Source organism: Collinsella vaginalis (assembly GCF_900176655.1).
Lineage (GTDB): Bacteria > Actinomycetota > Coriobacteriia > Coriobacteriales > Coriobacteriaceae > Collinsella > Collinsella vaginalis.
Genome location: NZ_LT838843.1, coordinates 36,861 through 58,431 on the forward strand (window position 1 = coordinate 36,861; position 21,571 = coordinate 58,431).

22 protein-coding genes, 1 tRNA gene and 1 pseudogene are annotated in these 21,571 nt (G+C 63.1%); 21 read left to right on the forward strand and 3 right to left on the reverse strand.

Annotated features, from left to right (window positions below; translation table 11 throughout):
• Window position 1 precedes the first annotated feature (1 nt).
• From CAP13_RS01875 to CAP13_RS01910, 8 genes are all read left to right on the forward strand, one after another.
• Window positions 2-77 (forward strand) — tRNA-Trp (locus tag CAP13_RS01875).
• Window positions 78-150: 73 nt separating this feature from the next.
• Window positions 151-468 (forward strand): preprotein translocase subunit SecE, encoded by a 318-nt coding sequence (gene secE / locus CAP13_RS01880; protein ID WP_085829975.1) that lies wholly within the window; start codon window positions 151-153, stop codon window positions 466-468.
• Window positions 469-470: 2 nt separating this feature from the next.
• Window positions 471-1,007: a transcription termination/antitermination protein NusG gene (nusG, locus tag CAP13_RS01885; RefSeq protein ID WP_085829976.1), complete on the forward strand. Its 537-nt coding sequence runs from the start codon at window positions 471-473 to the stop codon at window positions 1,005-1,007.
• Between the two features lie 124 nt (window positions 1,008-1,131).
• A complete protein-coding gene (gene rplK, locus CAP13_RS01890; RefSeq protein ID WP_085829977.1) occupies window positions 1,132-1,560 on the forward strand; it encodes a 50S ribosomal protein L11 in 429 nt (142 codons plus the stop codon).
• Window positions 1,561-1,653: 93 nt separating this feature from the next.
• A complete protein-coding gene (gene rplA, locus CAP13_RS01895; protein WP_085829978.1) occupies window positions 1,654-2,364 on the forward strand; it encodes a 50S ribosomal protein L1 in 711 nt (236 codons plus the stop codon).
• A 769-nt stretch (window positions 2,365-3,133) separates the two neighbouring features.
• Window positions 3,134-5,278, forward strand: a complete 2,145-nt coding sequence (locus CAP13_RS01900; RefSeq protein WP_085829979.1) for a HelD family protein — start codon at window positions 3,134-3,136, stop codon at window positions 5,276-5,278.
• 81 nt (window positions 5,279-5,359) lie between these two features.
• A complete protein-coding gene (locus CAP13_RS01905; protein ID WP_085829980.1) occupies window positions 5,360-5,950 on the forward strand; it encodes a nitroreductase family protein in 591 nt (196 codons plus the stop codon).
• Window positions 5,951-6,138: 188 nt separating this feature from the next.
• Window positions 6,139-7,404, forward strand: coding sequence for a 4Fe-4S binding protein (locus CAP13_RS01910; protein WP_085829981.1), 1,266 nt, complete (start codon window positions 6,139-6,141; stop codon window positions 7,402-7,404).
• Between the two features lie 351 nt (window positions 7,405-7,755).
• On the opposite strand, the gene CAP13_RS01915 is transcribed toward CAP13_RS01910, so the two are convergent.
• Window positions 7,756-7,968: a helix-turn-helix domain-containing protein gene (locus CAP13_RS01915; protein WP_085829982.1), complete on the reverse strand. Its 213-nt coding sequence runs from the start codon at window positions 7,966-7,968 to the stop codon at window positions 7,756-7,758.
• Between the two features lie 482 nt (window positions 7,969-8,450).
• Between CAP13_RS01915 and CAP13_RS09605 the strand changes: the two genes are divergently transcribed.
• Window positions 8,451-8,726 carry a hypothetical protein gene (locus tag CAP13_RS09605; protein ID WP_143764871.1) on the forward strand — a complete coding sequence of 92 codons (276 nt, stop codon included), beginning with the start codon at window positions 8,451-8,453 and terminating at the stop codon, window positions 8,724-8,726.
• Here CAP13_RS09605 and CAP13_RS01925 read toward each other — a convergent pair.
• Complete coding sequence (locus CAP13_RS01925; protein WP_085829984.1) at window positions 8,723-9,748, reverse strand: asparaginase; 1,026 nt, start codon at window positions 9,746-9,748, stop codon at window positions 8,723-8,725. The two genes, CAP13_RS09605 and CAP13_RS01925, sit on opposite strands and share 4 nt — an antisense overlap.
• Window positions 9,749-9,965: 217 nt before the next feature.
• On the opposite strand from CAP13_RS01925, the gene guaA reads away from it, so the two are divergent.
• Entirely contained in the window at window positions 9,966-11,576 is a 1,611-nt protein-coding gene (gene guaA, locus CAP13_RS01930; protein WP_179184885.1) for a glutamine-hydrolyzing GMP synthase, read from the forward strand.
• Between the two features lie 556 nt (window positions 11,577-12,132).
• On the opposite strand, the gene CAP13_RS01935 is transcribed toward guaA, so the two are convergent.
• Complete coding sequence (locus CAP13_RS01935) at window positions 12,133-12,546, reverse strand: helix-turn-helix domain-containing protein (protein ID WP_085829985.1); 414 nt, start codon at window positions 12,544-12,546, stop codon at window positions 12,133-12,135.
• A gap of 139 nt (window positions 12,547-12,685) precedes the next feature.
• On the opposite strand from CAP13_RS01935, the gene CAP13_RS01940 reads away from it, so the two are divergent.
• From CAP13_RS01940 to CAP13_RS01990, 11 genes and pseudogenes are all read left to right on the forward strand, one after another.
• A complete protein-coding gene (locus tag CAP13_RS01940) occupies window positions 12,686-12,901 on the forward strand; it encodes a hypothetical protein (protein ID WP_085829986.1) in 216 nt (71 codons plus the stop codon).
• Window positions 12,888-13,961 (forward strand): site-specific integrase, encoded by a 1,074-nt coding sequence (locus CAP13_RS01945; protein WP_085829987.1) that lies wholly within the window; start codon window positions 12,888-12,890, stop codon window positions 13,959-13,961. The genes CAP13_RS01940 and CAP13_RS01945 overlap by 14 nt, the downstream gene beginning before the upstream one ends.
• Window position 13,962: 1 nt before the next feature.
• Complete coding sequence (locus CAP13_RS09810; RefSeq protein ID WP_179184886.1) at window positions 13,963-14,343, forward strand: plasmid mobilization protein; 381 nt, start codon at window positions 13,963-13,965, stop codon at window positions 14,341-14,343.
• A gap of 156 nt (window positions 14,344-14,499) precedes the next feature.
• Window positions 14,500-15,117 (forward strand): DUF6088 family protein, encoded by a 618-nt coding sequence (locus CAP13_RS01955; protein ID WP_085829988.1) that lies wholly within the window; start codon window positions 14,500-14,502, stop codon window positions 15,115-15,117.
• Entirely contained in the window at window positions 15,101-15,601 is a 501-nt protein-coding gene (locus tag CAP13_RS01960; RefSeq protein WP_218775287.1) for a nucleotidyl transferase AbiEii/AbiGii toxin family protein, read from the forward strand. Before CAP13_RS01955 ends, CAP13_RS01960 begins: the two co-directional genes overlap by 17 nt.
• A 13-nt stretch (window positions 15,602-15,614) precedes the next feature.
• Window positions 15,615-15,746 (forward strand): annotated as a pseudogene (locus tag CAP13_RS10465) (hypothetical protein); the annotation flags it as partial.
• Between the two features lie 253 nt (window positions 15,747-15,999).
• Window positions 16,000-16,323, forward strand: a complete 324-nt coding sequence (locus CAP13_RS10185) for an IS3 family transposase (RefSeq protein ID WP_342743192.1) — start codon at window positions 16,000-16,002, stop codon at window positions 16,321-16,323.
• Window positions 16,324-16,533: 210 nt separating this feature from the next.
• Window positions 16,534-16,920 carry a hypothetical protein gene (locus tag CAP13_RS01970; RefSeq protein WP_085829989.1) on the forward strand — a complete coding sequence of 129 codons (387 nt, stop codon included), beginning with the start codon at window positions 16,534-16,536 and terminating at the stop codon, window positions 16,918-16,920.
• Between the two features lie 96 nt (window positions 16,921-17,016).
• Complete coding sequence (locus tag CAP13_RS01975) at window positions 17,017-17,730, forward strand: ABC transporter ATP-binding protein (RefSeq protein WP_085829990.1); 714 nt, start codon at window positions 17,017-17,019, stop codon at window positions 17,728-17,730.
• Between the two features lie 8 nt (window positions 17,731-17,738).
• Window positions 17,739-20,405, forward strand: a complete 2,667-nt coding sequence (locus CAP13_RS01980) for an ABC transporter permease (protein WP_085829991.1) — start codon at window positions 17,739-17,741, stop codon at window positions 20,403-20,405.
• Between the two features lie 794 nt (window positions 20,406-21,199).
• Window positions 21,200-21,571, forward strand: a complete 372-nt coding sequence (locus tag CAP13_RS01990; RefSeq protein WP_085829992.1) for a YraN family protein — start codon at window positions 21,200-21,202, stop codon at window positions 21,569-21,571.

Below are 21,571 nucleotides of genomic sequence, written 5' to 3' on the forward strand. Positions count from 1 at the left end.
CACGCCAGTAGTTCAATTGGTAGAGCATCGGTCTCCAAAACCGAGTGTTGAGGGTTCGAGTCCTTCCTGGCGTGCCAGTCATTCATCCGTAAGCCTCTCCGGAGGCTTACGGTTTCTACGGATTAGGCGGAAACGCCGGAGGTTTGAGCGATGGCCAACAAGACGAAGGCGAAGAAGGACCAGCGGACAGACGCCGCCGGTGCCGCTTCCAAGGCTGAGCCTAAGAAGGCCGTTGCCAAGAAGAAGCCTGCGAAGAAGGGCGGCAAGCCCGGCATCCTCGCGCGCGTGCGCGGGTACGTCTCGAGCGTCCGCTCGGAGATGCGCCGCGTTGTCTGGCCGACGAGGAAAGAGCTGATCAACTACTCGATCGCCGTGGTCGCCTCCCTCGTGGTGGTCGGCATCGTGATCGCCCTGTTCGACGTCATCATCAGCCAGGGCCTCGTCCTGTTCTCAGGGCTGAGGGGGTAAGCATGTCCAAGCGCTGGTACATTGTTCACACGTATTCGGGCTACGAGAACAAGGTCAAGGCCGATCTCGAGCACCGTATCGAGACCATGGGGATGCAGGATCGCATCTTCGATATCCAGATTCCCACCGAGCGCGTCACCGAGATCAAAGAGGGCGGCAAGCGCGAGGTCAAGGATTCCAAGATCTTCCCGAGCTATGTGCTCGTTCGCATGGAGATGGACGACGACGCCTGGACGTGCGTTCGCAACACGCCCGGCGTCACCGGCTTCCTGGGGGCGAACGGCAAGCCCGCCCCGCTCTCCCGTGACGAGTACAACAAGATGATGCGCAAGTCCGATAAGGGCGATGCGCCGAAGCGCACGGCGGTGAGCCTCGAGGTCGGTACCTCGGTGCGCGTCACCACCGGCCCGCTTGCCGGTTTCGACGGCCAGGTCTCCGAGGTCAACGCCGAGGCGGGGAAGATCAAGGTCTCCTTGCTCATCTTCGGCCGCGAGACCCCGGTTGAGCTCACGTTCGATCAGATCGAGGTCGTTGCCTAGACTCCTTCCACCCGTTCGCGCGTGATCCCTATCGTCTCCGGCCGCTCACCGGCAGGCGTGCTTCTTGGGGTGAGGGCGCTGACGATATAGCAAGTTCGCACGCACGTGTTTGAAAGGATATGACATGGCTGACAAGAAGATTGCCACCGTCATCAAGCTTCAGATCCCGGCCGGCCAGGCCAACCCGGCTCCTCCGGTGGGCCCCGCCCTCGGCGCCGCCCAGGTCAACATCATGCAGTTCTGCCAGGCCTTCAACGCCGCTACGCAGGACAAGATGGGCGACATCATCCCCGTGGAGATCACCGTCTACGAGGATCGCACCTTTGACTTCATCACCAAGACCCCGCCGGCGGCCCACCTGATCAAGAAGGAGCTCAAGCTCAAGGGCGGCTCCGCCACCCCGCAGAGCGAGAAGGTCGGCCAGCTCACCGATGAGCAGCTCACCAAGATCGCCGAGATCAAGATGCCGGACCTGAACGCCAACGACATCGACGCCGCCAAGAAGATCGTGGCCGGCACCGCCCGCTCCATGGGCGTCACCATCGCCGAGTAACTCGGCACCTTTGGGTAACCGCGCGGTCGCATCCGGTGGCCGCGCTCGATGTGGGAGGGCACAAGCCCGTTTGCACCACAGGAGGTAATCGCAATGGCACAGAAGCATGGCAAGAACTATCGCGCCGCAGCCGAGAAGATCGACCGCGCCGCACTCTACACGCCGCTCCAGGCTGTGAAGCTCGTCAAGGACGCCTCTCACGCCAAGTTCGATGAGACCGTCGAGGTCCACTTCCGCCTGGGCATCGACACCCGTAAGGCCGATCAGAACATCCGCGGCTCCATCTCCCTGCCCCACGGCACCGGCAAGTCCGTGCGCGTGGCCGTCTTCGCCGAGGGCGAGAAGGCTCGTGAGGCCGAGGAGGCCGGCGCCGACGTCATCGGTTCTGACGAGCTCGTGGCCGCGATCCAGGGTGGCGAGATCAACTTCGACGCCGCCATCGCCACGCCGAACATGATGGCCAAGGTTGGCCGCATCGGTAAGATCCTCGGCCCCCGCGGCCTCATGCCGAACCCCAAGCTCGGCACCGTGACCATGGACGTCGCGAAGATGGTCTCCGAGCTCAAGGCCGGCCGCGTGGAGTACCGCGCTGACCGCTACGGCATCTGCCACGTTCCCGTGGGCCGCGTCTCCTTCGACGATCAGAAGCTCGTCGAGAACTACGCCGCCCTCTACACCGAGATCCTGCGCGTGAAGCCCGCTTCCGCTAAGGGCCGCTATGTGAAGAGCATCTCGCTGTCCTCCACCATGGGCCCGGGCGCCAAGATCGATCCCGCCGTCCAGCGTGACTTCATGGCTGAGTAACCTCAGCGCATATCGCGTTTTGCAAACCCGATCCGCCTTGTGCGGGTCGGGTTTTTTGTGCCTTGGACTGTCTGTGCGCGCTGTGTTTCGCCGTGCAGACGAGGAGATGGGACCTGCGGCTACCGTAGCACGGTGGCAGGGGATGGGCCTGCAATAGCGTGTTGTGCCATGTGCGGGCCGGGCTTCTGTGCGCAGTCCCATCGGTAAGGTGCTCGGCGGCTGGATACGCGCCCGTCCTATCAAAAGTCGCGCCCTTGGTACACCTTTTCGTTGACGTGGCGAAAACCTCCTCAGTTTGGTACAGGTTTCAGGGCACATGCGAAGTAGACCGGGATTCAGGGCTGAAGATACCTGCAAGTTCTCCGCTTGAGTAGTGCTGTCTACTTTGGTCTACGGCTAAAACCTGTACCAAACTGAGGAGGTTTATATGGCGTATGCCAGAACCTGTACCAAACCGGCCAGTTTCGTTTCTAGACGTCTTTAACCCCCCCGATGGCTGGCTATCCCCAAGAGTTTGCAAGCCCTGATTTTGCCCTAGACCGTGTCTCGGAAATGTTCATAGATCCCATGTCGTGTTCTGGAAATGTTCGCGGACTCCATACCCTGCTTCGGCCACGTTGAGTGACGGTTGGCTGCACCGCCATGGGGGCCGTAGGGACTTGGATATCGTACCGGGGGGCTTGCCCCGTGCGATTGATGGGCGTCTGCCGCTGCAGGACGCGATGCGTGCCCTTTGGGTACACTGATGGGCGTGAACCTGAGGAGGATCATGGAAGCAACGAACGACACCACAGGGGATCTTTTCGAAAACGATCCCGTCATGCGCGAGGAGCAGGAGCACCTGAGCGCCATATACAGTCAGCTCGTCTCCTACCGCGACGAGCTGACTCAGCAGCTCGCGCGCGACCACGAGCAGGCTGCGGCCGACCTCGTGACGATGAGCGAGGAGATTCGCCCCGATTTCGGGGGCGCGGATGAGACGATGGAGACCCTTGCGGCCATCGAGACGCTGAACGCGGTCATCGACGCCTACAACCAGTACCACGACTTCAACACCGACCGCCTGCGCAAGGTCCTGCTGCTTCTGCGCCAGCCCTATTTCGCCAAGGTCCGCCTCAAGATGCGCGCCGACCGCCCCGCCCGCGACGTGTACATCGGTGCCGCCGGGATCACCGATGAGCACCATATTCCGCTCGTCGTGGATTGGCGGAACCCCATCGCGGAGACCTACTACAACCAGGAGAACGGCCAGACCAGCTACACGGTGAACGGTGCCCTGCGTACCGTCGAGCTTGAGCTGCGGCGCCAGTTCGATATCGACCGCGATAAGCTTCGGGCTTACTTCGACACCTCCGTGGCCATTGAGGACTCGCTCCTCCTGAACGCCTTGCGTTCGCACCATTCCGAGAAGCTCAAGGCCATCACGGCGACCATCCAGCGCGAGCAGAACGAGGTTGTGCGCCATGCCGATGTGCCGGTGCTGCTCGTCTCGGGTATCGCGGGATCGGGCAAGACCTCTGTTATGCTCCAGCGCATCGCCTACCTGCTCTACCAGGAGCATGAGTCGCTCTCGGCCGATCAGGTCTACCTGTTCAGTCCCAACGAGGTCTTCGAACGCTATATCGATGGGGTGCTGCCCTCGATGGGGGAGGCGAACCCACGGCTCTACACCTGGCGCGACTTCGTTGAGGAGCAGGGGGCCGGTAACCGCGACGACGGCGCGAACACCCCCGAGGCCTCACTCGACCTCCTTGAGGAACGTCTGCCCACCGCCGCGATCGAGGACGCCGACGTGCGCTCGATCACGGTGGGCGATGAGACCCTGCTTCCCGCTGCGCAGATCGCCGGTGTCGTGTCGCGGAACCTCAAGTTCGGCATCGGTCCGCGTTTTGCTGCACTAGTGGGCGATGAGCTGCATGACCGCCTTGACAGGCGGCTCGCCGGTATGGCGAAGAACGAGGTTTGGCAGGAGCGGATGCTCGGCCTCGACGTGGAGGAGCAGATCCGTCTGCTCGGCACTGCGGCGAATCCTGCCGATGAGGAGGAGACCGCGGAGCTCACCCGCGCCTATGTGGATCAGTTGTTCGCGCAGGAGGCCGAGGCCGCGATCGATCAGATGGCGTGGCTCCGTCTCGACCGGATCGGCATGCGCCTGCTCGGGGCGAAGACGCTTTCTGCCACCGAGCTGCTGTACCTCCGCCTGCTCATCGCTGGCCGCGCCGGTGCGGGCGTGCGCTACGTGATGATCGACGAGGTGCAGGATTATTCCGCGGCGCAGCTGCGCTTGCTCGCGCGTTTCTTCGCCGGGGCCCATTTCCTGCTCCTGGGCGATCCCAACCAGGCGATCCGTGAGGGCACGGCGAGCTTTGAGGAGATTCGCCGCATCTTCGAGGCGAGCCACGGCCAGGTGGATGTGTCGCGCCTGCTGACGAGCTATCGTTCCTCACCCGAGGTCACTGCCGTGTTCAGCCGTCTGGTGAACATGGGCGACGACATCAAGCTGGCGAGCGTGCGCCGTGAGGGGCTCGCCGCGCGGCGGGAGGCCTTCGCCGATGAGACGGGGCTGCTGGCGGCGGTGCGCGAGATCGCCGATGAGGCGCGCGTGGACGAGGAGGGCCTCACGGCCATCGTGGCCCATGACGGCAACGCCGCCCACCGGCTTTCGCGACAACTCGACGGCACGGTGTCCGTGCTCAAGCGCAGCGAGTCCCTGCCGGCATCGGGCGTGGTGATCGTCACCCTCGAGATGGCGAAGGGCCTCGAGTTCGACCACGTGGTGATCCCGGACGCGGACGGGGACACGTACCCCGACACCGCGCTCGCCCGTCGACAGCTGTACACCGCGGTGTCGCGCGCGATGCACCGGGTGACGCTGCTGGCGGTAGGTGAGCTGTCACCGCTGCTGGCGGAGTAGGGGATCGCCGGATCTGATTCCTGGAACACGGTGCCTGCCCACGGTGCGGGTCGTGGCACGCGAAGACGAGAGGTGGTTGTCATGGGAGAATCGAATCTTGACCGTTTCGGGCATCTCGTGCGGGAGGCTCGGAGTCGGCGTCGTTTCAACGAGGAGGCACCTGTCACCCGCGAGCAGCTCGCTGCGCTCGTGGATATCGCCCGCGCGGTTCCTTCGGGGGCGAACCGGCAGCCGCTGCGGTACCGCCTCGTCTCCGACGCTGCAGAGCGCGAAGCCGTATTCGCCGAGCTCATGTGGGCGGGCGCCCTCCCAGATTGGAACGGACCCGAGCCCGGCGAGCGCCCCGGGGCCTATATCGTCGTCTGCGATGCCGGCGGTGGTGCCACAACGGCCGTGGACGAGGGCATTGCCGCCGAGGTGATCCTGCTCGGGGCCACGGCGGCGGGGCTCACCGGTTGTATGCTCCATGCGTTCAACAAAGCTGCGGTGGCGCGCGTCCTCACATTGCCCGACGATCTTCGTCCGTTGATGGTGATCGCCCTGGGCGCACCGGCCGAGACCGTTGTCCTGGAGCCGCTCGCGGCCTCTCCGGATGGGTCGACGAACTACTGGCGCGATGCGGAGGGCGTCCACCATGTGCCGAAGAGGTCGCTCGAGGACGTGCTGATCTAAGGACTGGTTTCGGGCTCGCTCGCCGTGTGACGGTCCCGACGGGCGCCTCTCTCAGCCTCTGACGGGCTCGCGCCTCGATTCGTCGCGGCTTTGGTCAGGCTCACGTAATGCCACAGATGCCGGACATCTCGCGTTGTGCTTAGCGGTACACTGAATGCTTGCCGACATGGCTTGGCAAGGGAGGGCCCATGGCGCAGCAGCACGACCTGTTCGACGACATCATTGACATCAGCAAGGGCATCGGCGCCCTTAAGAACCCTCTGGGCGGCATCACCGATACGTTGATGGGGGTCTCCTCACCCGAGGCACCTCAATGGAATCCGGCTGACTACAAGGAGCGCCCGCGCGCCAACACCCTGCCCTGCCTTGTGTGCAAATACGACAAGAGCAGTTGCTCGGCATGTTTGGATGCCTGTCCGGTGGACGCGATCACGATTGAGGACGGCGGTATCGACATCAGCGACGCCTGCCGCAAGTGCGGCCTCTGCGTGTCCGCCTGCCCCACCGAGTGCTACGTCTCGCCGCGGATCGCCCCGAAGAAGCTCTACGACACCATAGCCGCGGCTGCGGCCGCTCATGAGACTGCCTACGTCACCTGCACCCGCGCGCTCGGTCGCGTGCCCCGCGAGAACGAGGTCGTACTCGCCTGTGTGGGAGACGTCACCCCCGAGGTCTGGCTCTCGGTGCTGACAGACTATCCCAACGTGAGCGTCTACCTGCCGCTCGACATCTGCACCCACTGCCGGAACAAGACCGGCGAGGAGCAGCTCGGCGAGTTCATCGCCACCGCCGAGGAGTGGGCGGGCGCCGGGCTCGGCCTCGAGGTCGAGGCGAAGGCGCTCACCTGCACGAAGCGCCGCGAGTACGAGCGCAAGGAGTTCATGGACAACGTCATGCGCACGACGGGCCTCGCGGTTTCGAAGTTGAATCCGGCGACGGCCGCGCTCATGAGCGTGACTCAGCGCCTGCAGGAGCACTCCAGCCGCCTGACCGACCTCGAGCGGACCATTAACGCCGCCTGTGGCACGAACACGGAGAAGCGCCGGCGCGTGCTCATCCAGGGCCGCCAGCTCCTGCTCACCACGCTCCAGCAGCATCCTGAGCTCGCCGAGAACGTGCGCGTGCAGGTGCCCGTCTGCGACTTCTCGAAGTGCACGATGTGCGGCGAGTGCGTGCGCCAATGCCCCGTGCACGCCTGCGACCTCGTGGGTGCGGGTCGCTTCAAGGTCGAGGAGCAGTACTGCATAGGCTGCGGGCTCTGCGCGGAGGTTTGTCCCGACCATGCGCTCACGATGACCGAGATGGATGCCGCCGCGCTCGTCGTGCCCGATCCCGAGACCGAGCAGAAAGCCGCTGCGGCGGCAAAGGCGCATGCGGAGGCTGAGAAGACGAAGGCCGAGGCAAAGCAGAAGCTGAATCATCTGCTCGATCAGGTGGAGAAGCTCGCCGAGTAGGCGCGTGGATCTGCTGTGTTGCCTGTTGGGACACGGCCGCCTTCAGACATGGCGGCGGCTGGGGCGGTCGCAGGGGATCGGTCCAACCGCCGGTTGGGCGTGAGAAACGTCATCTTGAGGCGTTTCCGCAGAGGATTTGCCTGTGAGTGCAGTCGAAAGCAGGTTTTCCAGGCCAATGTGAACCGGCGGTGTGGTGCGCGCCGCACCGCGAGCTGTCGGCGCAACGTCCAGGAGCGCACTTCCGCACGGCTGCTCGATTCTAGGCACTATAACTTTGCGCAAGTCTACATGGTCTGCCGTGCGAAGGGCGCCGGCCATCACGTGTTCCTGAGGTTTCGTCCCTATGTGACCCTATTTGAGGAGGGCCCAGGGCTCGACGGCGAGTGAGGAGGCGATGCGCTCCAGCGTGTCGAGGGTGACGTTCGCCCGGCCATCCTCGATGGCGTCGAGCAGGGGACGGCTGATATGCGCCATCAGGCAGAACTCCACCTTGTTCAGGCGGGCGTCCGCGCGCAGGGAGCGGACGTTTCTACCTAGGATATGTCGCACGTTCACCGAAGTCATACGACTGAGTGTGGATATGTGTCCTCGCGCTGATGTAAATTAAAAGTTACATTTCGGGGCATCTGCATAGAGATAACAAGCACCGGGAGGGCAGACTGATGCAGAGGGCGAGGCCTGGCCAGTTCATTTCGATCGTCGGTTCGCCGCAGGTGAGGACGGCGCCGCTGATCCTGGCATTCAGCTTGGGCGCACCCGCCGCCTCATCGGGTGAGAAGGTGCTCGAATTCCCTGCGACCGAATCGGCGCGTTCGTTTTCACCCGATGAGTCCTCGTTGCTATCTGAGATCTCCGCTGCAGGCATCGGGCTCGTGCTCATGGGCGAGGACGGCAATACGCCCCGGTGCGAGATGGGGCTAGAAGAAGGGTCGGAGCTCAGCGTCCTCCACGATCATGGTGAATTGAGAGCGCCTCCTCGGGCTCTGCCGCCCCGCCCCCGGCGCGACCGTGCAATGGCGCGAGCCGCGTCTTTGGCGGTGTATTGCATGGAGCGGGGTCTCTCACTCTCCCATATCGCCGTGATCGCCGCGAGCCCGCTCGATACGGCCGCGATGCTGGAGGCGGGATGCGCCCTCGCGCTCGTCGATGCGGGGTACGAGGCCTGCCGGGCGGCTGATGCCGTGTTCCCGGCACGTGCGGAGGGAGGGCTTCAGGAGGCGCTTGCGTTCGTTTTGGCTGCCTGTGATTGGGCAGGTGCTCCCGTAGCGCACGACCCTTCTCCCGGGGCTCAACAGCAAGGGTTTCCGGCCCGGGTTCGCTAGCCGTCCGTGCGGTCGAAGTTCACCGGGGTGTAGAAGAGCTCGCGCACGCGCTCGGGGTCGCGGGTCTGACCGAGGACCCACATCGTTTTCGCCACGAGGGCCTCGGTGGTCATGTCGCCACCCTTGAGGATGCCGGGGTGCTCAGCGTACGCGCGGCCGACTTCGTATAGGCCGAGGTCCATGCCCTCCTCGGGCACTTGCGTCGTCATGACCACCGTGCGTCCCGAGTCCACCCAGTCGAAGATGGCGCGCTGGAAGGAGTCGCCCTCGTCGGTGCCGTATGCGGGGATGCCGCCGACGCCAAAGGTCTCGAGGATGACGCCGTCGTAGTCGCAGGCCAAGAGGTTGAAGACGGCAGGGGTGAGACCGGGGGTGAGCTTCAGCACGCAGACCCGCTCGTCGGGGGCGTCGTGGAAGCGGATGGGCTCCTGTCTCACGGGGTCGGGCACCGCTCCGCCACCAAGCGTGGCGCGCACGATCTTGTCGGTGCGGATGAGCGCGAGCGGCGGGAAGTTGATGCTCTTGAACGCGTTGTAGCTCATGGTCCGCTGCTTGCGGGCCCGCGTGCCGGCGATCACCATGCCGCCGAAGACGATCGACACATCGCGCGAGGCGTCGTCGAGCGCGTAGAGCAGGCTCTGGTAGAGGTTCAGCTTGGCGTCGGTGAAGGGCGCCCCCATGGGCTGCTGGGAGCCGGTGAGGACGATGGGCTTCGCGCTGCCTTGGATGAGGTAGGAGAGGGCCGCGGCCGTGTACGCCATCGTGTCCGTGCCGTGGAGGATGACGAAGCCGTCGTGACTGTCGTATCCCTCGGCGATGGCGTCGCGGATGCGCAGCCAGTCGGCGGGGCGCATGTTCGTGCTGTCGATGTTCATGGGCTGCACGATATCGAGCTCGCAGAGGCCGGCGATCTCGGGGACGCTCTCGGTCAGCTCCTCACCCGTGGCGGTGGGGGAGAGGCCATGGCCGTCCTCGCGCGAGGCGATGGTGCCGCCGGTGGCGATGAGCAGGATCTTCTTCATGGTTGCCTTCTCAGGTGAGGGGTGAACTCGACAGTCCGCGCGCATTTGGGCTCACAGAGCCCGCTGACAGACAGAGTAGCAAAAACGCGGGGCGCTCTGAAACTCTCGTGCAGCGCTCCACGGGTGTGGGCAGGTGGGACGGGCCACGCTATCATGGATCAGTTCAGGAACCGATTCGGCCGCCCTATCGCGGTCTGATCGCATAGAGGGGAGCCCCATGTCGCAGAGCAGCTCGAACCAGATCGATCAGAAGGTCCTCGTCCTCGATTTCGGCGCGCAGTACGGTCAGCTCATCGCCCGCCGCGTCCGCGACCTGCATGTGTACTCCGAGCTCGTGCCGTGCGACATCACGGCGGAGGAGCTGCGGGAGAAGAGCCCCTCGGCCCTCATCCTCTCCGGCGGTCCGGCGAGCGTCTACGCCGAGGACGCCCCGTCCATCGATCCCGCTATCTTCGAGCTGGGCCTGCCGGTCCTCGGGCTCTGCTACGGCCATCAGATCATGACGGTGACCCTCGGCGGCGAGGTCGCCCACTCCGAGGTGGGCGAGTACGGCGCCGCCGCGCTCGAGCGTGATCGGGAGTCGGCGCTGCTGAATGCCACGCCGCTCGAGCAGACCGTGTGGATGAGCCATCGCGACGCCGTGTCGCGTGCTCCTGAGGGCTTCACGGTGACCGCGAAGACCAGCGTCTGCCCGGTGGCGGCCATGGAGGACGCGAGCCGCAAGTTCTACTCCACGCAGTTCCACCCGGAGGTGCAGCACACGGAGCATGGCCAGCAGATCCTGAGCAACTTCCTGTTCGACATCTGCGGGCTTGAGCCGAATTGGACGATGGAGAACATCGTCGAGGAGAAGGTCGCCGAGATCCGCAAGACGGTGGGCGAGGACCGCGTGATCCTCGCGCTCTCGGGTGGCGTGGACAGCTCGGTGGTGGCAGCGCTCGGCGCCCGTGCCATCGGACGTCAGATGACCTGCGTGTTCATCAACCACGGTCTGCTGCGGAAGGGTGAGCCGGAACAGGTTGAGTCCGTTTTCACGCAGCAGTTCGACGTGGACTTCATCCACGTGCACGCTGAGGACCGCTACGCGGCGCTGCTCGACGGGGTCACGGATCCCGAGGAGAAGCGCCGGATCATCGGCACCCAGTTCTGGAATGAGTTCTTCGCCGTGGCGACCGAGCTCGAGCAGGACGGCCGGCCGGTGAAGTACCTCGCGCAGGGCACCATCTACCCGGACATCATCGAGAGTGGCGCGCGCAAGACCGGCGGCAAGGCCTCCACGATCAAGAGCCACCACAACCTGATCCCGTTCCCCGAGGGCGTGCACTTCGACCTGATCGAGCCGCTCGACCACTTCTTCAAGGACGAGGTGCGCGCGCTGGGTCTGGCGCTGGGTCTGCCGGAGCACATCGTGCACCGGCAGCCGTTCCCGGGGCCGGGTTTGGCGATCCGCATCATCGGTGCGGTGAGCCCGGAGAAGCTCGAGATCCTGAAGGAGGCCGATGCGATCGTCCGCGAGGAGCTCGATGCCTACAACCAGCGGCTTTTCGAGCAGACGGGGGAGCGCAACTCCGAGCACGCGGTCTGGCAGTATTTCGCGGTGCTGCCCGATATCAAGAGCGTGGGCGTGATGGGCGACGAGCGCACCTACGCGCGCCCGATTATCCTGCGCGCCGTGGAGTCGACCGACGCGATGACGGCCGACTGGGCGAAGCTGCCCTATGACGTCCTCGCGCGGGTTTCGAGCCGCATAGTGGCTGAGGTGCCGGGGGTTAACCGTGTGGCGTATGACATCACGAGCAAGCCGCCCGCGACGATCGAGTGGGAATAGCGGGAACTGGCTTCTGAGCTCGCGTTTTGGTGCTGCCGAGTACCGCCTGGTACTGTTTCGGCATCGCCGCAGGACAAAGCCACCAGCGAAATAGTGGGAATAACAGCCCTCGAACCCTCTGGTTCGAGGGCTTTCTTTTTACATCTCTACCTGGGAAAACGACCCAATTATTCCCGTCTATCCCTACTGGGCGGTACAACGGAGTACTCGGCGGTACGGGAATAATTAGGCACTGCGGGAATAATTCACAATTCGGGTCCTCGAAGGCCGATTTCGAACGGTCGAAACTGAGTTGAAACTGCGAGGCGGATTTAAACCCTTTTCAATTGTATTTGCCCAGGTCAACAAACGGGAATAATGAAACGCGGAAATCGGTTTCCGCAGTTTCGACAACCCCGAATGCCGCCGAATAACGCCGTGTATCTTGCTGTATTTTGGCGCGCAATTATTCCTCGAACGGGGCTTCCGGGGTGCCGATTTCATACGGGAATAATGGAACAGCCTCCGGAGAACCGGAGGCTGTTCGCAAGGAAACGTCAATTCACCTGGGAAGATGTCAGAAAGAGGCTTTCCAGTCGGCGTAAGCGTCCTCGTCGAGTTCGCCGCGTTCGAGCTCGGCACGCTTTTCGGCCCAGGTTTTGATCGACTGCGCGAGCTTTGGGGCGTGCGGCGCCTTGGGGTCGACCGCCAGGCCCATGCCGTCCTCGCTGGGCACGAGGCCGTAGCCCTCCTCCAGCTGCAGCAGCAGGGCCATGAGGTCGTGCAACGTCTCGACGCCGTAGTCCTTGAGCGCGCCCTCGGAGACCTCGAGCGCCTTCGCGATCTTCTCGAGCAGCTCCGGCTTAACCGCACGGATGCCGCTCTCGTAGTGCCTGATTGCGCCCTCGGTGAGACCCACGGTATCGGCGAGCTGGGCCTGCGTAAAGCCCTTCGCCTTGCGATGCCGCCGAATGTTGTCGCCTGTCGCCATGTGCCCTCCTATAGATTCCGTCGGCGATCATTCTATCAGCGTACGAGTTTGTACGCAATTCTATTGACAGTACGGATACGTACGATTATTCTCGGGAATACCAGCGTACAGATACGTACGGATAGACAGGAGGTCCAAGATGGAACAGTCGGCTGCAAGGACACCGAGGCCGAGCATGCTCACCGCCGACGAGGTGGCGGAGCGCCTGAAGATCAAGAAAGGCAGCGCCTACGAGGTGATCCGGCAGATGAACAAGGAGCAGGAGACCCTCGGGCGCGTGGTGATCCGCGGGCGCATCCGCAGCGACCTGTTCGAAGCCCGCTACTTCCCGGAGGTGAACGATGCCAGCCTATAAGGACAAGAAGACGGGCCTCTTCTACGTGCAGTTCTACTACCGCGACGCGCGCGGGGCCAAGCGGCACAAGACTAAGAAGGGATTCCAGACCGAGCTCGAGGCGCTCCTGTGGGAGAAGAACTTCAAGGCCCTCAAGGACGACGCCATGGACATGACCTTCGCCGACTTCTGCAAGGTCTACGAGGCGGAGGTGAGGCCGAGGGTCCGCGAGCACACCTGGCTCACCAAGGAGAACATCATCCAGAGCAAGCTCATCCCGTTCTTCGGCGACATGCGCATGTGCGACATACGGCCCGTCGACATCGTCAGGTGGCAGAACTCTCTCACTGGATCAACAGGGGCGGACGGCGACGGCTTCAAGCCCACTTACCTGAGGATCATCAACAACCAGCTCAACGCCATCTTCAACCACGCCGAGCGCTACTACAACCTTGAGAAGAACCCCGTCCACAAGGTGGACAAGATGGGCAGCAAGGAGGCCGGCGAGATGCAGTTCTGGACCAAGGACGAGTACCTTCGTTTCTCCGACGCCATCTCCGACAAGCCGCTTGCCTTCTACGCGTTCGAGGTTCTCTACTGGATGGGCATACGCTGCGGCGAGCTCATGGCGCTCACGCCCTCGGACTTCCTGCTGGAGACGTCCGAGCTGCGTATTGATAAGTCATACCAGCGCCTGCGCGGCGAGGACGTGATCACGAAGCCGAAGACGCGCAAGTCGGTGCGCACGATCAAGATGCCCGCGTTCCTCCGCGACGAGATGGCGGAGTTCATAGAGATGCGAGATGACGTCGCGCCCGACGAGCGGCTCTTCGGATTCACAAAGCACTTCCTCGTGCACGAGATGGACTGCGGCTGCAAGGCGTCGGGCGTCAAGCGGATACGCATCCACGACCTTCGCCACAGCCACGTGAGCCTGCTCATCAACATGGGCTTCTCCGCCCTCGACATCGCCGAGCGCGTGGGACACGAGGCCATCGACATCACATACCGCTACGCGCACCTTTTCCCCGCCAAGCGCGCGCAGATCGCCGACGCGCTCTCCGAGCTGAGGGGCGAATAGGATGCCGTGCGAGAACAGCGCCCGCAAGCGCAGCAAGACGATGGCGTTCCGCTGCACCCCCGAGGAGTACGAGCTGATCGCCAATATGGCCTCTTGGAGCGGCATGAGCCGGCAGGACTACATCATGGCAAGATTGACCGGGACTGAGATAACCGTGAGGCCGTCGTCTCGGACGCAGCGGGCGCTGCGCGACTCCATGAAGGGCCTGGCGGAGCGGCTCCTCGCCGTGTGCGACGCCGATGAGCTTGATGCGGACCTCCAAAGGCAGCTCGCCCTGGTCATGGAGATCTTCAACGGGTTCGGCGAGGCGCCGCCGCCCGGAAGGCGCGCAAAGCGCGAGAAAGGGCTCAGCGACGATCTCTTCGGGATGTCTCGATGCTAATCCCAGACCGCGATCAGGAGACGCAACCGCTTCCGGGCGCACGCGCGCGTGCCGGCGCGGCGAGGGACCGCAGGCGCGATGCATGGGCAACCAAGGCAATCAGAGGCAATTTGATGAAAAAGGTATATACTATTTTCATCAAAAAGGAGGAACGCTATGACAGAAGCAGAGGCCATCGTTAAGCGCATAGAGAGATTCGGCGCCGGCAGGGCCTTCACAGCCGCCGACTTCTCCGACATCGCAGGCCGACGCAATGCTGCTAACGCGCTCGGGCGCTTGCATGCAAAAGGAGGGATCGCCCGCGCCATTCGCGGCGTCTACTACGCGCCGGAGCGCAGCGCGCTCATGGGCACCGAGGTACCGGCCAGCGCCGACGAGGTCGTGCGCGCCATCGCCCGTGCCAACAAGTGGATCGTCGCACCGTCCGGCGACGCGGCGCTCAATGCGCTGGGCCTCGACACGCAGGTGCCCGCAAAGCTCGTCTACGTCAGCAGCGGTCCGTACAAGCGCTACGAGTACGGGCCGTACGATATCGAGCTCCGGCACCGCGCCAACCGCGACCTGCTCGACTGCTCGCAGATCACCTGCACCATCGTGCAGGCTCTCAAGGCGCTCGGACGCGAGAACGTGGGCGACGAGGAAATCGGAACGCTCGCGCGCAACCTCACGGAAGAGCAGGCCGGCGCGTTCCTGGAAGAGTCGGCGGGACTCACCTCCTGGGTTGCCGACGCCGCGAAGAAGATATGGGAGGCGAAGCATGGACAGGATCGCTAGGGCCTCAACCGACGAGCGCAGACTGGTCTTCGAGGCCGCCGCGCAGAGGATGGCGCTTGCGCCGGCCGCCGTCGAGAAGGACTTCTGGGTGTGCTACACCTTGGACCACCTTTTCCACAGAAGCGGCTTCGCCGAGTCCATGGTGTTCAAGGGCGGTACGAGCCTGTCGAAGGCTTTCGGGCTCATCGAGCGCTTCTCGGAGGACATCGACCTCATACTCGATTGGCGACTCCTGGGCTACGGCGAGAACGAACCGTGGGAGCCGCGCAGCAACTCGGCGCAGGAGCGGTTCAAGACCGACAGCATCGAGCGCACGAACGCCTTCCTGGCCGACGCCTTTGTCCCGAAGCTCAGGGCTACGCTCTCCGAGTCCCTCGGCACCGAAGCGTCCGTTAGGTGCGGAGCCGAGAAGGAGACCGTGTACTTCGACTACCCGCGCTCCTACGAGTCAGCGGGCACGCTCGACACCATCAAGCTGGAGTAGGACCCATGGCGGCATGGTCGCCCTCCGAGGAGGCGGCGATAACCCCGTATTCGGGCCCGAGCTGTCGACCACGGTGCACACCGCGAGTCCCGAGCGCACGTTCTGGGAGAAGGCCACCATCCTGCACCAGGAGGCCAACAGGCCCGAGGGCAAGGCTATGCCCAGGCGCTACTCCCGCCATTACTACGACATGTACCGCCTCGGCCACTCGTTCGTGCTCGGCCGCGCCGTAGCGCAGCCCGGCCTCCTCGTCCTCATTTTAATTAAAGCCATCGACCTGTCGCTCTTCTTTTGGTCACCGTCGTTTCTCACTATTTCCACCCCTCAAGAATCCCTAGTTGCTAGACGCTCATCATGTAGAGCCTCTCGTGAGGTAGAAGCCTTCGGCGGAGTCAGCTGTGCGAGAGGATGCCCAAGGGCGCGAGACCCGTTCTGCACTCGGACATGGCTGGCAGTACCAGCATGCCGGCTGGTGCGGGCGGCTGAAGGCCGCCGGGATCGACCAGAGCATGTCCAGGAAGGGCAACTGCATCGACAACGGCGTCACCGAGCAGGTCTTCGGCCATATCAAGGACGAGTTCTTCCGCGGAAGGACGTGGCCGGACTTCGAGTCCTTCAAGGCGGACCTCGACGGCTACGTGGTCCATTGGAACACGAGGAGGCATCAGGTTAAACTGAGGGGACTGACCCCGGAGGAGTTCCGGAACCAGTCCCTGGCGTAGTCTTTATTTAAGCCGTCCAAGTTTTGGGGCGCAATTCGCGTTTGGGGAGGGGGGCTCTTTCTTTGCCGTTTTGTTCCCTTTCATCTACGATTTCGCTATTCTTTTTCGTTTGCGCCGGCGCGCTCGTCCTCATTGCACTGGTGTTTGTCGCCGTCGCTACGCTGAGCTTTAGAAGGAGCCGCTACGAGCACCTTTAAGACCGCACTTCGCATGGCGCTTGCGCACCCGTTCTACCTGCTCATCTATACGGCATTCATTTCGCTCGCCGTGTTCGCGCTCGCCGCCGTGCCCACCGTCTGCATCTGGCTCGAGTCGAGCATGATGGGCGCCGCGGGCTTTGTCAGTTCGGTTGCCGAAGTTGGAGTGGGGCGCGTATGCCTGGCGTTGGCGGCAACGTTTGCCCTGGCGCTGACGCCGCTGGCCGTTGGCTTTACGCTGCCGAGCCTGGGCGCGCGCGAGGAGCTGCTCAACGGCGTGGGCAACCCGCTCAGCATGTTCATGACGTTTTTGGCGGTGCCTGGATGCTGCCATCGCCGTTGCGGGTTTGGCCTTGATATGTGCCAAATTCCATGCATAGCCACGACCCGTCTCCGTTGACTAGTTTAGAAATAATCGCGCCCGGCGCTAAAAATAGTTCACCTTGGTTTACTATTAGCCTAGAAAAGTAGCAGAAGGCCAACAGCAGGGGGTAGCATGGCGACAAAGCATGTCTACGTACAGGTCAACGGGCTCAAGAAGCACTACGGCGACGGTGATGCTCGCCTGACGGTGCTCGATGGTATCGATACGTCCATCAACCGCGGCGAGATCTGCGTCATGCTGGGGCCTTCGGGCTCGGGCAAATCGACGTTTCTCAATCTCATCGGCGGCCTGGAGGATGCCGACGGCGGCTCCATCATGGTGGGCGGTTGCGACCTCACAGTGCTCAAGCCCGCCGATCTGGGCGAGTACCGACGCCGCGAGCTGGGTTTTGTCTTCCAGTTTTATAACCTGGTGCCCGACCTTACCATCAAGGAAAACATCGAGGTTACGGCGCATTTGTCCAAAAAACCGCTTGACGTCGACGACCTGCTTCGCTCGCTGGGTCTCTACGAACACCGCAACAAGTTCCCGCGCCAGGTCTCGGGTGGCCAGCAGCAGCGCTGCGCCATCGGACGTGCCCTCGTCAAAAATCCGAGCCTGCTGCTGTGCGACGAGCCCACGGGCGCGCTCGACTACAAGACATCCAAGGAAATCCTGCAGCTCATGGAGGACGTCAACCGCACTTTCGGCTGTACCATCATCATCGTCACCCACAACGCCGCCATCGCGCGCATGGCAAACCGCGTGCTGCGCCTGCGCGACGGCCGCATTGTCGAGGACGAACTCAACGAGTCGCCCGTCGCTGCCGCCGAGCTCGATTGGTAGGCGGCGCCATGACACCTCTCGCAAAACGACTCCCGCGCGAGCTGCGCCGCAATATCGGCAAGTACCTGGGCATCTTTTTGCTTATGTGCGGAAGCATCGCCCTCACGTCGGGCTTTTTGCTCGCGGCGCATTCCATCGGCTGCCTCATTGACGACATGCGCGACGAGTACACGATTGAGGACGGCCGCGTGACCACTTCCTTCGAGGCTACCGACGAGCAGCTCAAGGCTGCCGAGGACGCGGCAGAGGACGTCGGCGGCGTTACGTTCTACAAGAACTTCTCTACCGACGCCATCATCAAAAAGGCGGCTGACGACGACGGCACCAAGCGCACCCTGCGCACCTATGCGCATCGCACCAAGGTTGACATTGCGTCCTACTGCGAAGGCAAGCAGCCAAAGGCGGACGACGAGGTGGCCATCGACCGCGTCTTTGCCACCAACAACAACCTTGTTGTGGACGATAAGGTCGAGCTCGAGGGGCGCACCTACACCATCTGCGGCATCATGACACAACCCGATAGCCAGGCGTTGTTCCTCAAAAATTCGGACTTTACGGTGAACACCATTACGTATGGCGTCGCCGAGGTCACCGACGCCGGTTTTGGCGCGCTCGAGGATGCCGGCGGCGCGCCCGCCTACACGTACTCCTTTACCTTTAACGACCGCGACCTCTCCACCGCGGACCGCATCGATGCCGAGCAGGATATAGTCAAGGCACTGGAGGATGCCGACGCGCGCGTCGACGATCTTGTCGATGCCGATGCCAACCAGGGCATTGGCTATGCGCGCAATGACGTGGACGGCGACTCCATGATGTGGACGACGCTGCTCGACATCATTATCGTGATCATGGCATTCGTCTTTGTGGTTCTTGCCAACGCCACCATCGAGGAGGAGAGCGCCGTCATCGGCACGCTGCTTGCCAGCGGCTATCGCCGCCGCGAGATTGTGCTGCACTACCTTGCGCTTCCCGCCGCCGTGGGTGTGCTCGCGGCACTTTTGGGCACCGCACTCGGCGTTACGTTCTTTACCGAGCCCATGCGCAGCCTCTATTACGGCTCGTACAGCCTGCCGCCCTTCCAGGTGTATTGGAGCTGGGAAATCTTTGTGAAGTGCGCCGTGGTTCCCGCCGCCGCGCTCATCCTCATCACGCTGGTGGGCCTACTCCGCAAAATGGACAAGACGCCGCTGCAGTTTCTCCGTCGCGAGGCAAGCGGCAAGTCGGGCACCAAGCGCGGCCTGCGGTTGCCGGAGCGCATGGGCTTTGTCTCCCGCTTCCGCCTGCGCATCTTCCTGCGCAACCTGGGCAACTTCGCCACGCTCTTCGTGGGCATTGCGTTTGCATCGTTGTTGATGCTCTTTGGTCTGGCGATTCTACCCACGATGACACACTATGCGGATAACCTGGAGACAAGCCTGGTCGCCGAGCATCAATACACGCTCAAGGCTCCGCTAGAGCTTGAGGGCACCGCCGAGGAGCGCGAGCAGTGGGCGGCACTCGAACGCTTGCAGTCGGTGGACGGTGCGTTGCTCTCCGCCGCTCAGGACGCCAGTGACGAGCTCGATGACGCGGCCGATGCCGCGCAGGCGGCAGCTGACGCCGCAGCCAGCTCTTCGTCTGCCGAAAGCCTATCGGCGATGCAACGCGCGCTCGCAAACGTTCAAGACAAGAAGGATGCGCTCTACGCGCGCCTTGATGATGTGGCTGATGCCCTTGGCTGCGACCGCGACGAGGCCATCGATCTGATCGAAAACGCCTCGAAAATCGACGCCGACAACGATGACATTCATCCGGTTAACACGACCGACAACGGTACGGCCAAGATTGCACAAGCCGAGAAATACGCTGTCTACCAGCTGCAGTACGACCGCGGCAACGGGAACGGCGAAGAGGCGATTTCCGTCTACGGCATCTCGCCAAACTCGCGCTACTGGAAGGCCCTCAACGTCGGCGATGGACATGTCGCCTTTGGCGGCGGTCTGCTCAACAAGTTTGGCTGGAGCGAGGGCCAGAAAGTCGAGCTTCGCGACAAGTACGAGGCTCGTGATTATTCCCTTGAGTACGCGGGCAAGGACTGCGCCTGGGGCTCAAAGTCGGACATGAATATCTATATGAGCATCGATGACTTTAACGAGCTGTTCGGCAACGATGCCGCCTACTTCAACGGCTATGTGAGCGATGAGAAGCTCGACCTCAATGCGCGCTACTTTGCCGGCGACACCACGCCCGACGACATGCGTGCCGTGGGCGACCAGTTTATCGGCATGATGAGCAAAATGATCGGCATGATGGTCGGGCTCGCGGTGTTTATCTTCCTGCTGTTTATGTATCTGCTGACCAAGGCTGTTATCGACCATAGCGCCCGGTCGATTAGCTACATGAAGGTCTTCGGCTATCGCGATGGCGAGATCTCGCATCTGTACGTCCGCTCGATCACGCTGTGCGTGGCAGCATCGCTCGTGCTGAGCGAGCCGTTGATCATCGGCTCGCTCACTGCTGTTTTCCGCTCCATGTTGCTCGCCTATAACGGCAATATCGAGATTTACGTGCCGGGCTGGTCCGTGGCGGCGTGCGTGGGTATCGGCTTTGCAACGTACCTGGTCGTGGCGCTGCTGCACATGCGGTCCATCAAGCGCGTCAGCCTGGCCGAAGCCCTCAAGGTGCAGGAGTAGTCATCGGAGACGTCCTCAACGACTGGGCACCGCGCTTGACTTCAACCCCACTTCAGCGGGCGCCGTCCTCTACGTCTATAGACCAAGGGGATATATCTATGACCGCAACTGCGCCCGCTACACCCGCCAAAGTGTGCTTCACCAACCTGCGCGCACGGCCGCGAGAGCCAGTTCGACGAGCTCAGGCGCCTCATCTGTCGCGCCGGTATCGAGCAGATCGACTTCGATGACAAGTGCGTCGCCATCAATATTCACTTTTGCGAGCTTGGCAACCTGGGGTTTTGCGAACGGCGCGCAAGCCGCCCGCGTTTATTCACTTGCAGTGGCGGTCCCGTGCGCATATCGGCCGTGAGCGGCACGGGAGAGGCCGTCCCGATTAGGGTAGCGGCGCCGCGACTCGGAAACGCGCCTCCGTCCTCCACGCGACGTCCCGACGTAAACCCTCGCGAGCGCCCCAGCAATCGCCGACAGGTCGCATCCCATGCCCGGAAGCCCCGGCGCCCATGCCCGATTCCATACCGCATGCCTCTGCCCCTCCGACCCGAAACCCGCCCCGGCGCTCCTTGGACGCGCAGGGCCGCACGCCGGCGGGCGGCCCGCAAGGGCCGCGACAGTTTTTCGAGTTCTTCGCCCCATGCGCTGCGCGCGCGAACAACGCGAAAAACTGCCGTCTGAATACTTCTGTTTCCACGCCCGACTTCGCTTCCCCCCTTGCAGGCACGCCCGCGCTGCATGCGACTCGCGCGGCGCAAGGCACGCCACAGGGGCGGGCCTCAGAGTCTAAGGAGCAAGACATGAACGACATGAAGGAAAAAGCGATGGGCGCGGTCAAGGCCTTCCTCGAGCGCAAGGGCTACGAGATCGTCGACGAGGCCTGGCAGGGGCCCGATGGCATCGGCGGGATCGACCTCGTGGCGGTGGACGAGGACGGGACCCTGGTGTTCGTCGACGCCACGGTCCGCATCGGGACGGACGGATTCCCTGAGGCCCACAGGGCGCGCGGGATGCGCGAGGCGCTGGCGGCGACGTGGCTCGCCGGCAACGGCGACGACTACGCCGACACCCCGGTCCGCTTCGACGAGGTGGCGATGATGGTCGTCAAGGAGAGCCGAGCGCTCCTGCGCCACCACGTCAACTGCTTCGGCGAGATGGAGCCGCTCTCCTAG

Excerpts from the sequence above, each read along its gene's own strand:
- CAP13_RS09810 (WP_179184886.1), top strand. The coding sequence starts at position 13,963 with ATGCCGTGCGAGAACAGCGCCCGCAAGCGCAGCAAGACGATGGCGTTC.
- CAP13_RS01910 (WP_085829981.1), top strand. The coding sequence starts at position 6,139 with ATGGCGCAGCAGCACGACCTGTTCGACGACATCATTGACATCAGCAAG.
- CAP13_RS01975 (WP_085829990.1), top strand. The coding sequence starts at position 17,017 with ATGGCGACAAAGCATGTCTACGTACAGGTCAACGGGCTCAAGAAGCAC.
- CAP13_RS01915 (WP_085829982.1), bottom strand. The coding sequence starts at position 7,968 with ATGACTTCGGTGAACGTGCGACATATCCTAGGTAGAAACGTCCGCTCC.
- CAP13_RS01945 (WP_085829987.1), top strand. The coding sequence starts at position 12,888 with ATGCCAGCCTATAAGGACAAGAAGACGGGCCTCTTCTACGTGCAGTTC.
- CAP13_RS01960 (WP_218775287.1), top strand. The coding sequence starts at position 15,101 with ATGGACAGGATCGCTAGGGCCTCAACCGACGAGCGCAGACTGGTCTTC.
- CAP13_RS01955 (WP_085829988.1), top strand. The coding sequence starts at position 14,500 with ATGACAGAAGCAGAGGCCATCGTTAAGCGCATAGAGAGATTCGGCGCC.
- CAP13_RS01940 (WP_085829986.1), top strand. The coding sequence starts at position 12,686 with ATGGAACAGTCGGCTGCAAGGACACCGAGGCCGAGCATGCTCACCGCC.
- CAP13_RS01935 (WP_085829985.1), bottom strand. The coding sequence starts at position 12,546 with ATGGCGACAGGCGACAACATTCGGCGGCATCGCAAGGCGAAGGGCTTT.
- nusG (WP_085829976.1), top strand. The coding sequence starts at position 471 with ATGTCCAAGCGCTGGTACATTGTTCACACGTATTCGGGCTACGAGAAC.
- CAP13_RS01990 (WP_085829992.1), top strand. The coding sequence starts at position 21,200 with ATGAACGACATGAAGGAAAAAGCGATGGGCGCGGTCAAGGCCTTCCTC.
- rplA (WP_085829978.1), top strand. The coding sequence starts at position 1,654 with ATGGCACAGAAGCATGGCAAGAACTATCGCGCCGCAGCCGAGAAGATC.
- CAP13_RS01980 (WP_085829991.1), top strand. The coding sequence starts at position 17,739 with ATGACACCTCTCGCAAAACGACTCCCGCGCGAGCTGCGCCGCAATATC.
- CAP13_RS01900 (WP_085829979.1), top strand. The coding sequence starts at position 3,134 with ATGGAAGCAACGAACGACACCACAGGGGATCTTTTCGAAAACGATCCC.
- CAP13_RS01925 (WP_085829984.1), bottom strand. The coding sequence starts at position 9,748 with ATGAAGAAGATCCTGCTCATCGCCACCGGCGGCACCATCGCCTCGCGC.
- guaA (WP_179184885.1), top strand. The coding sequence starts at position 9,966 with ATGTCGCAGAGCAGCTCGAACCAGATCGATCAGAAGGTCCTCGTCCTC.
- CAP13_RS01970 (WP_085829989.1), top strand. The coding sequence starts at position 16,534 with ATGGCGCTTGCGCACCCGTTCTACCTGCTCATCTATACGGCATTCATT.
- CAP13_RS09605 (WP_143764871.1), top strand. The coding sequence starts at position 8,451 with ATGGAGCGGGGTCTCTCACTCTCCCATATCGCCGTGATCGCCGCGAGC.
- secE (WP_085829975.1), top strand. The coding sequence starts at position 151 with ATGGCCAACAAGACGAAGGCGAAGAAGGACCAGCGGACAGACGCCGCC.
- CAP13_RS01905 (WP_085829980.1), top strand. The coding sequence starts at position 5,360 with ATGGGAGAATCGAATCTTGACCGTTTCGGGCATCTCGTGCGGGAGGCT.
- rplK (WP_085829977.1), top strand. The coding sequence starts at position 1,132 with ATGGCTGACAAGAAGATTGCCACCGTCATCAAGCTTCAGATCCCGGCC.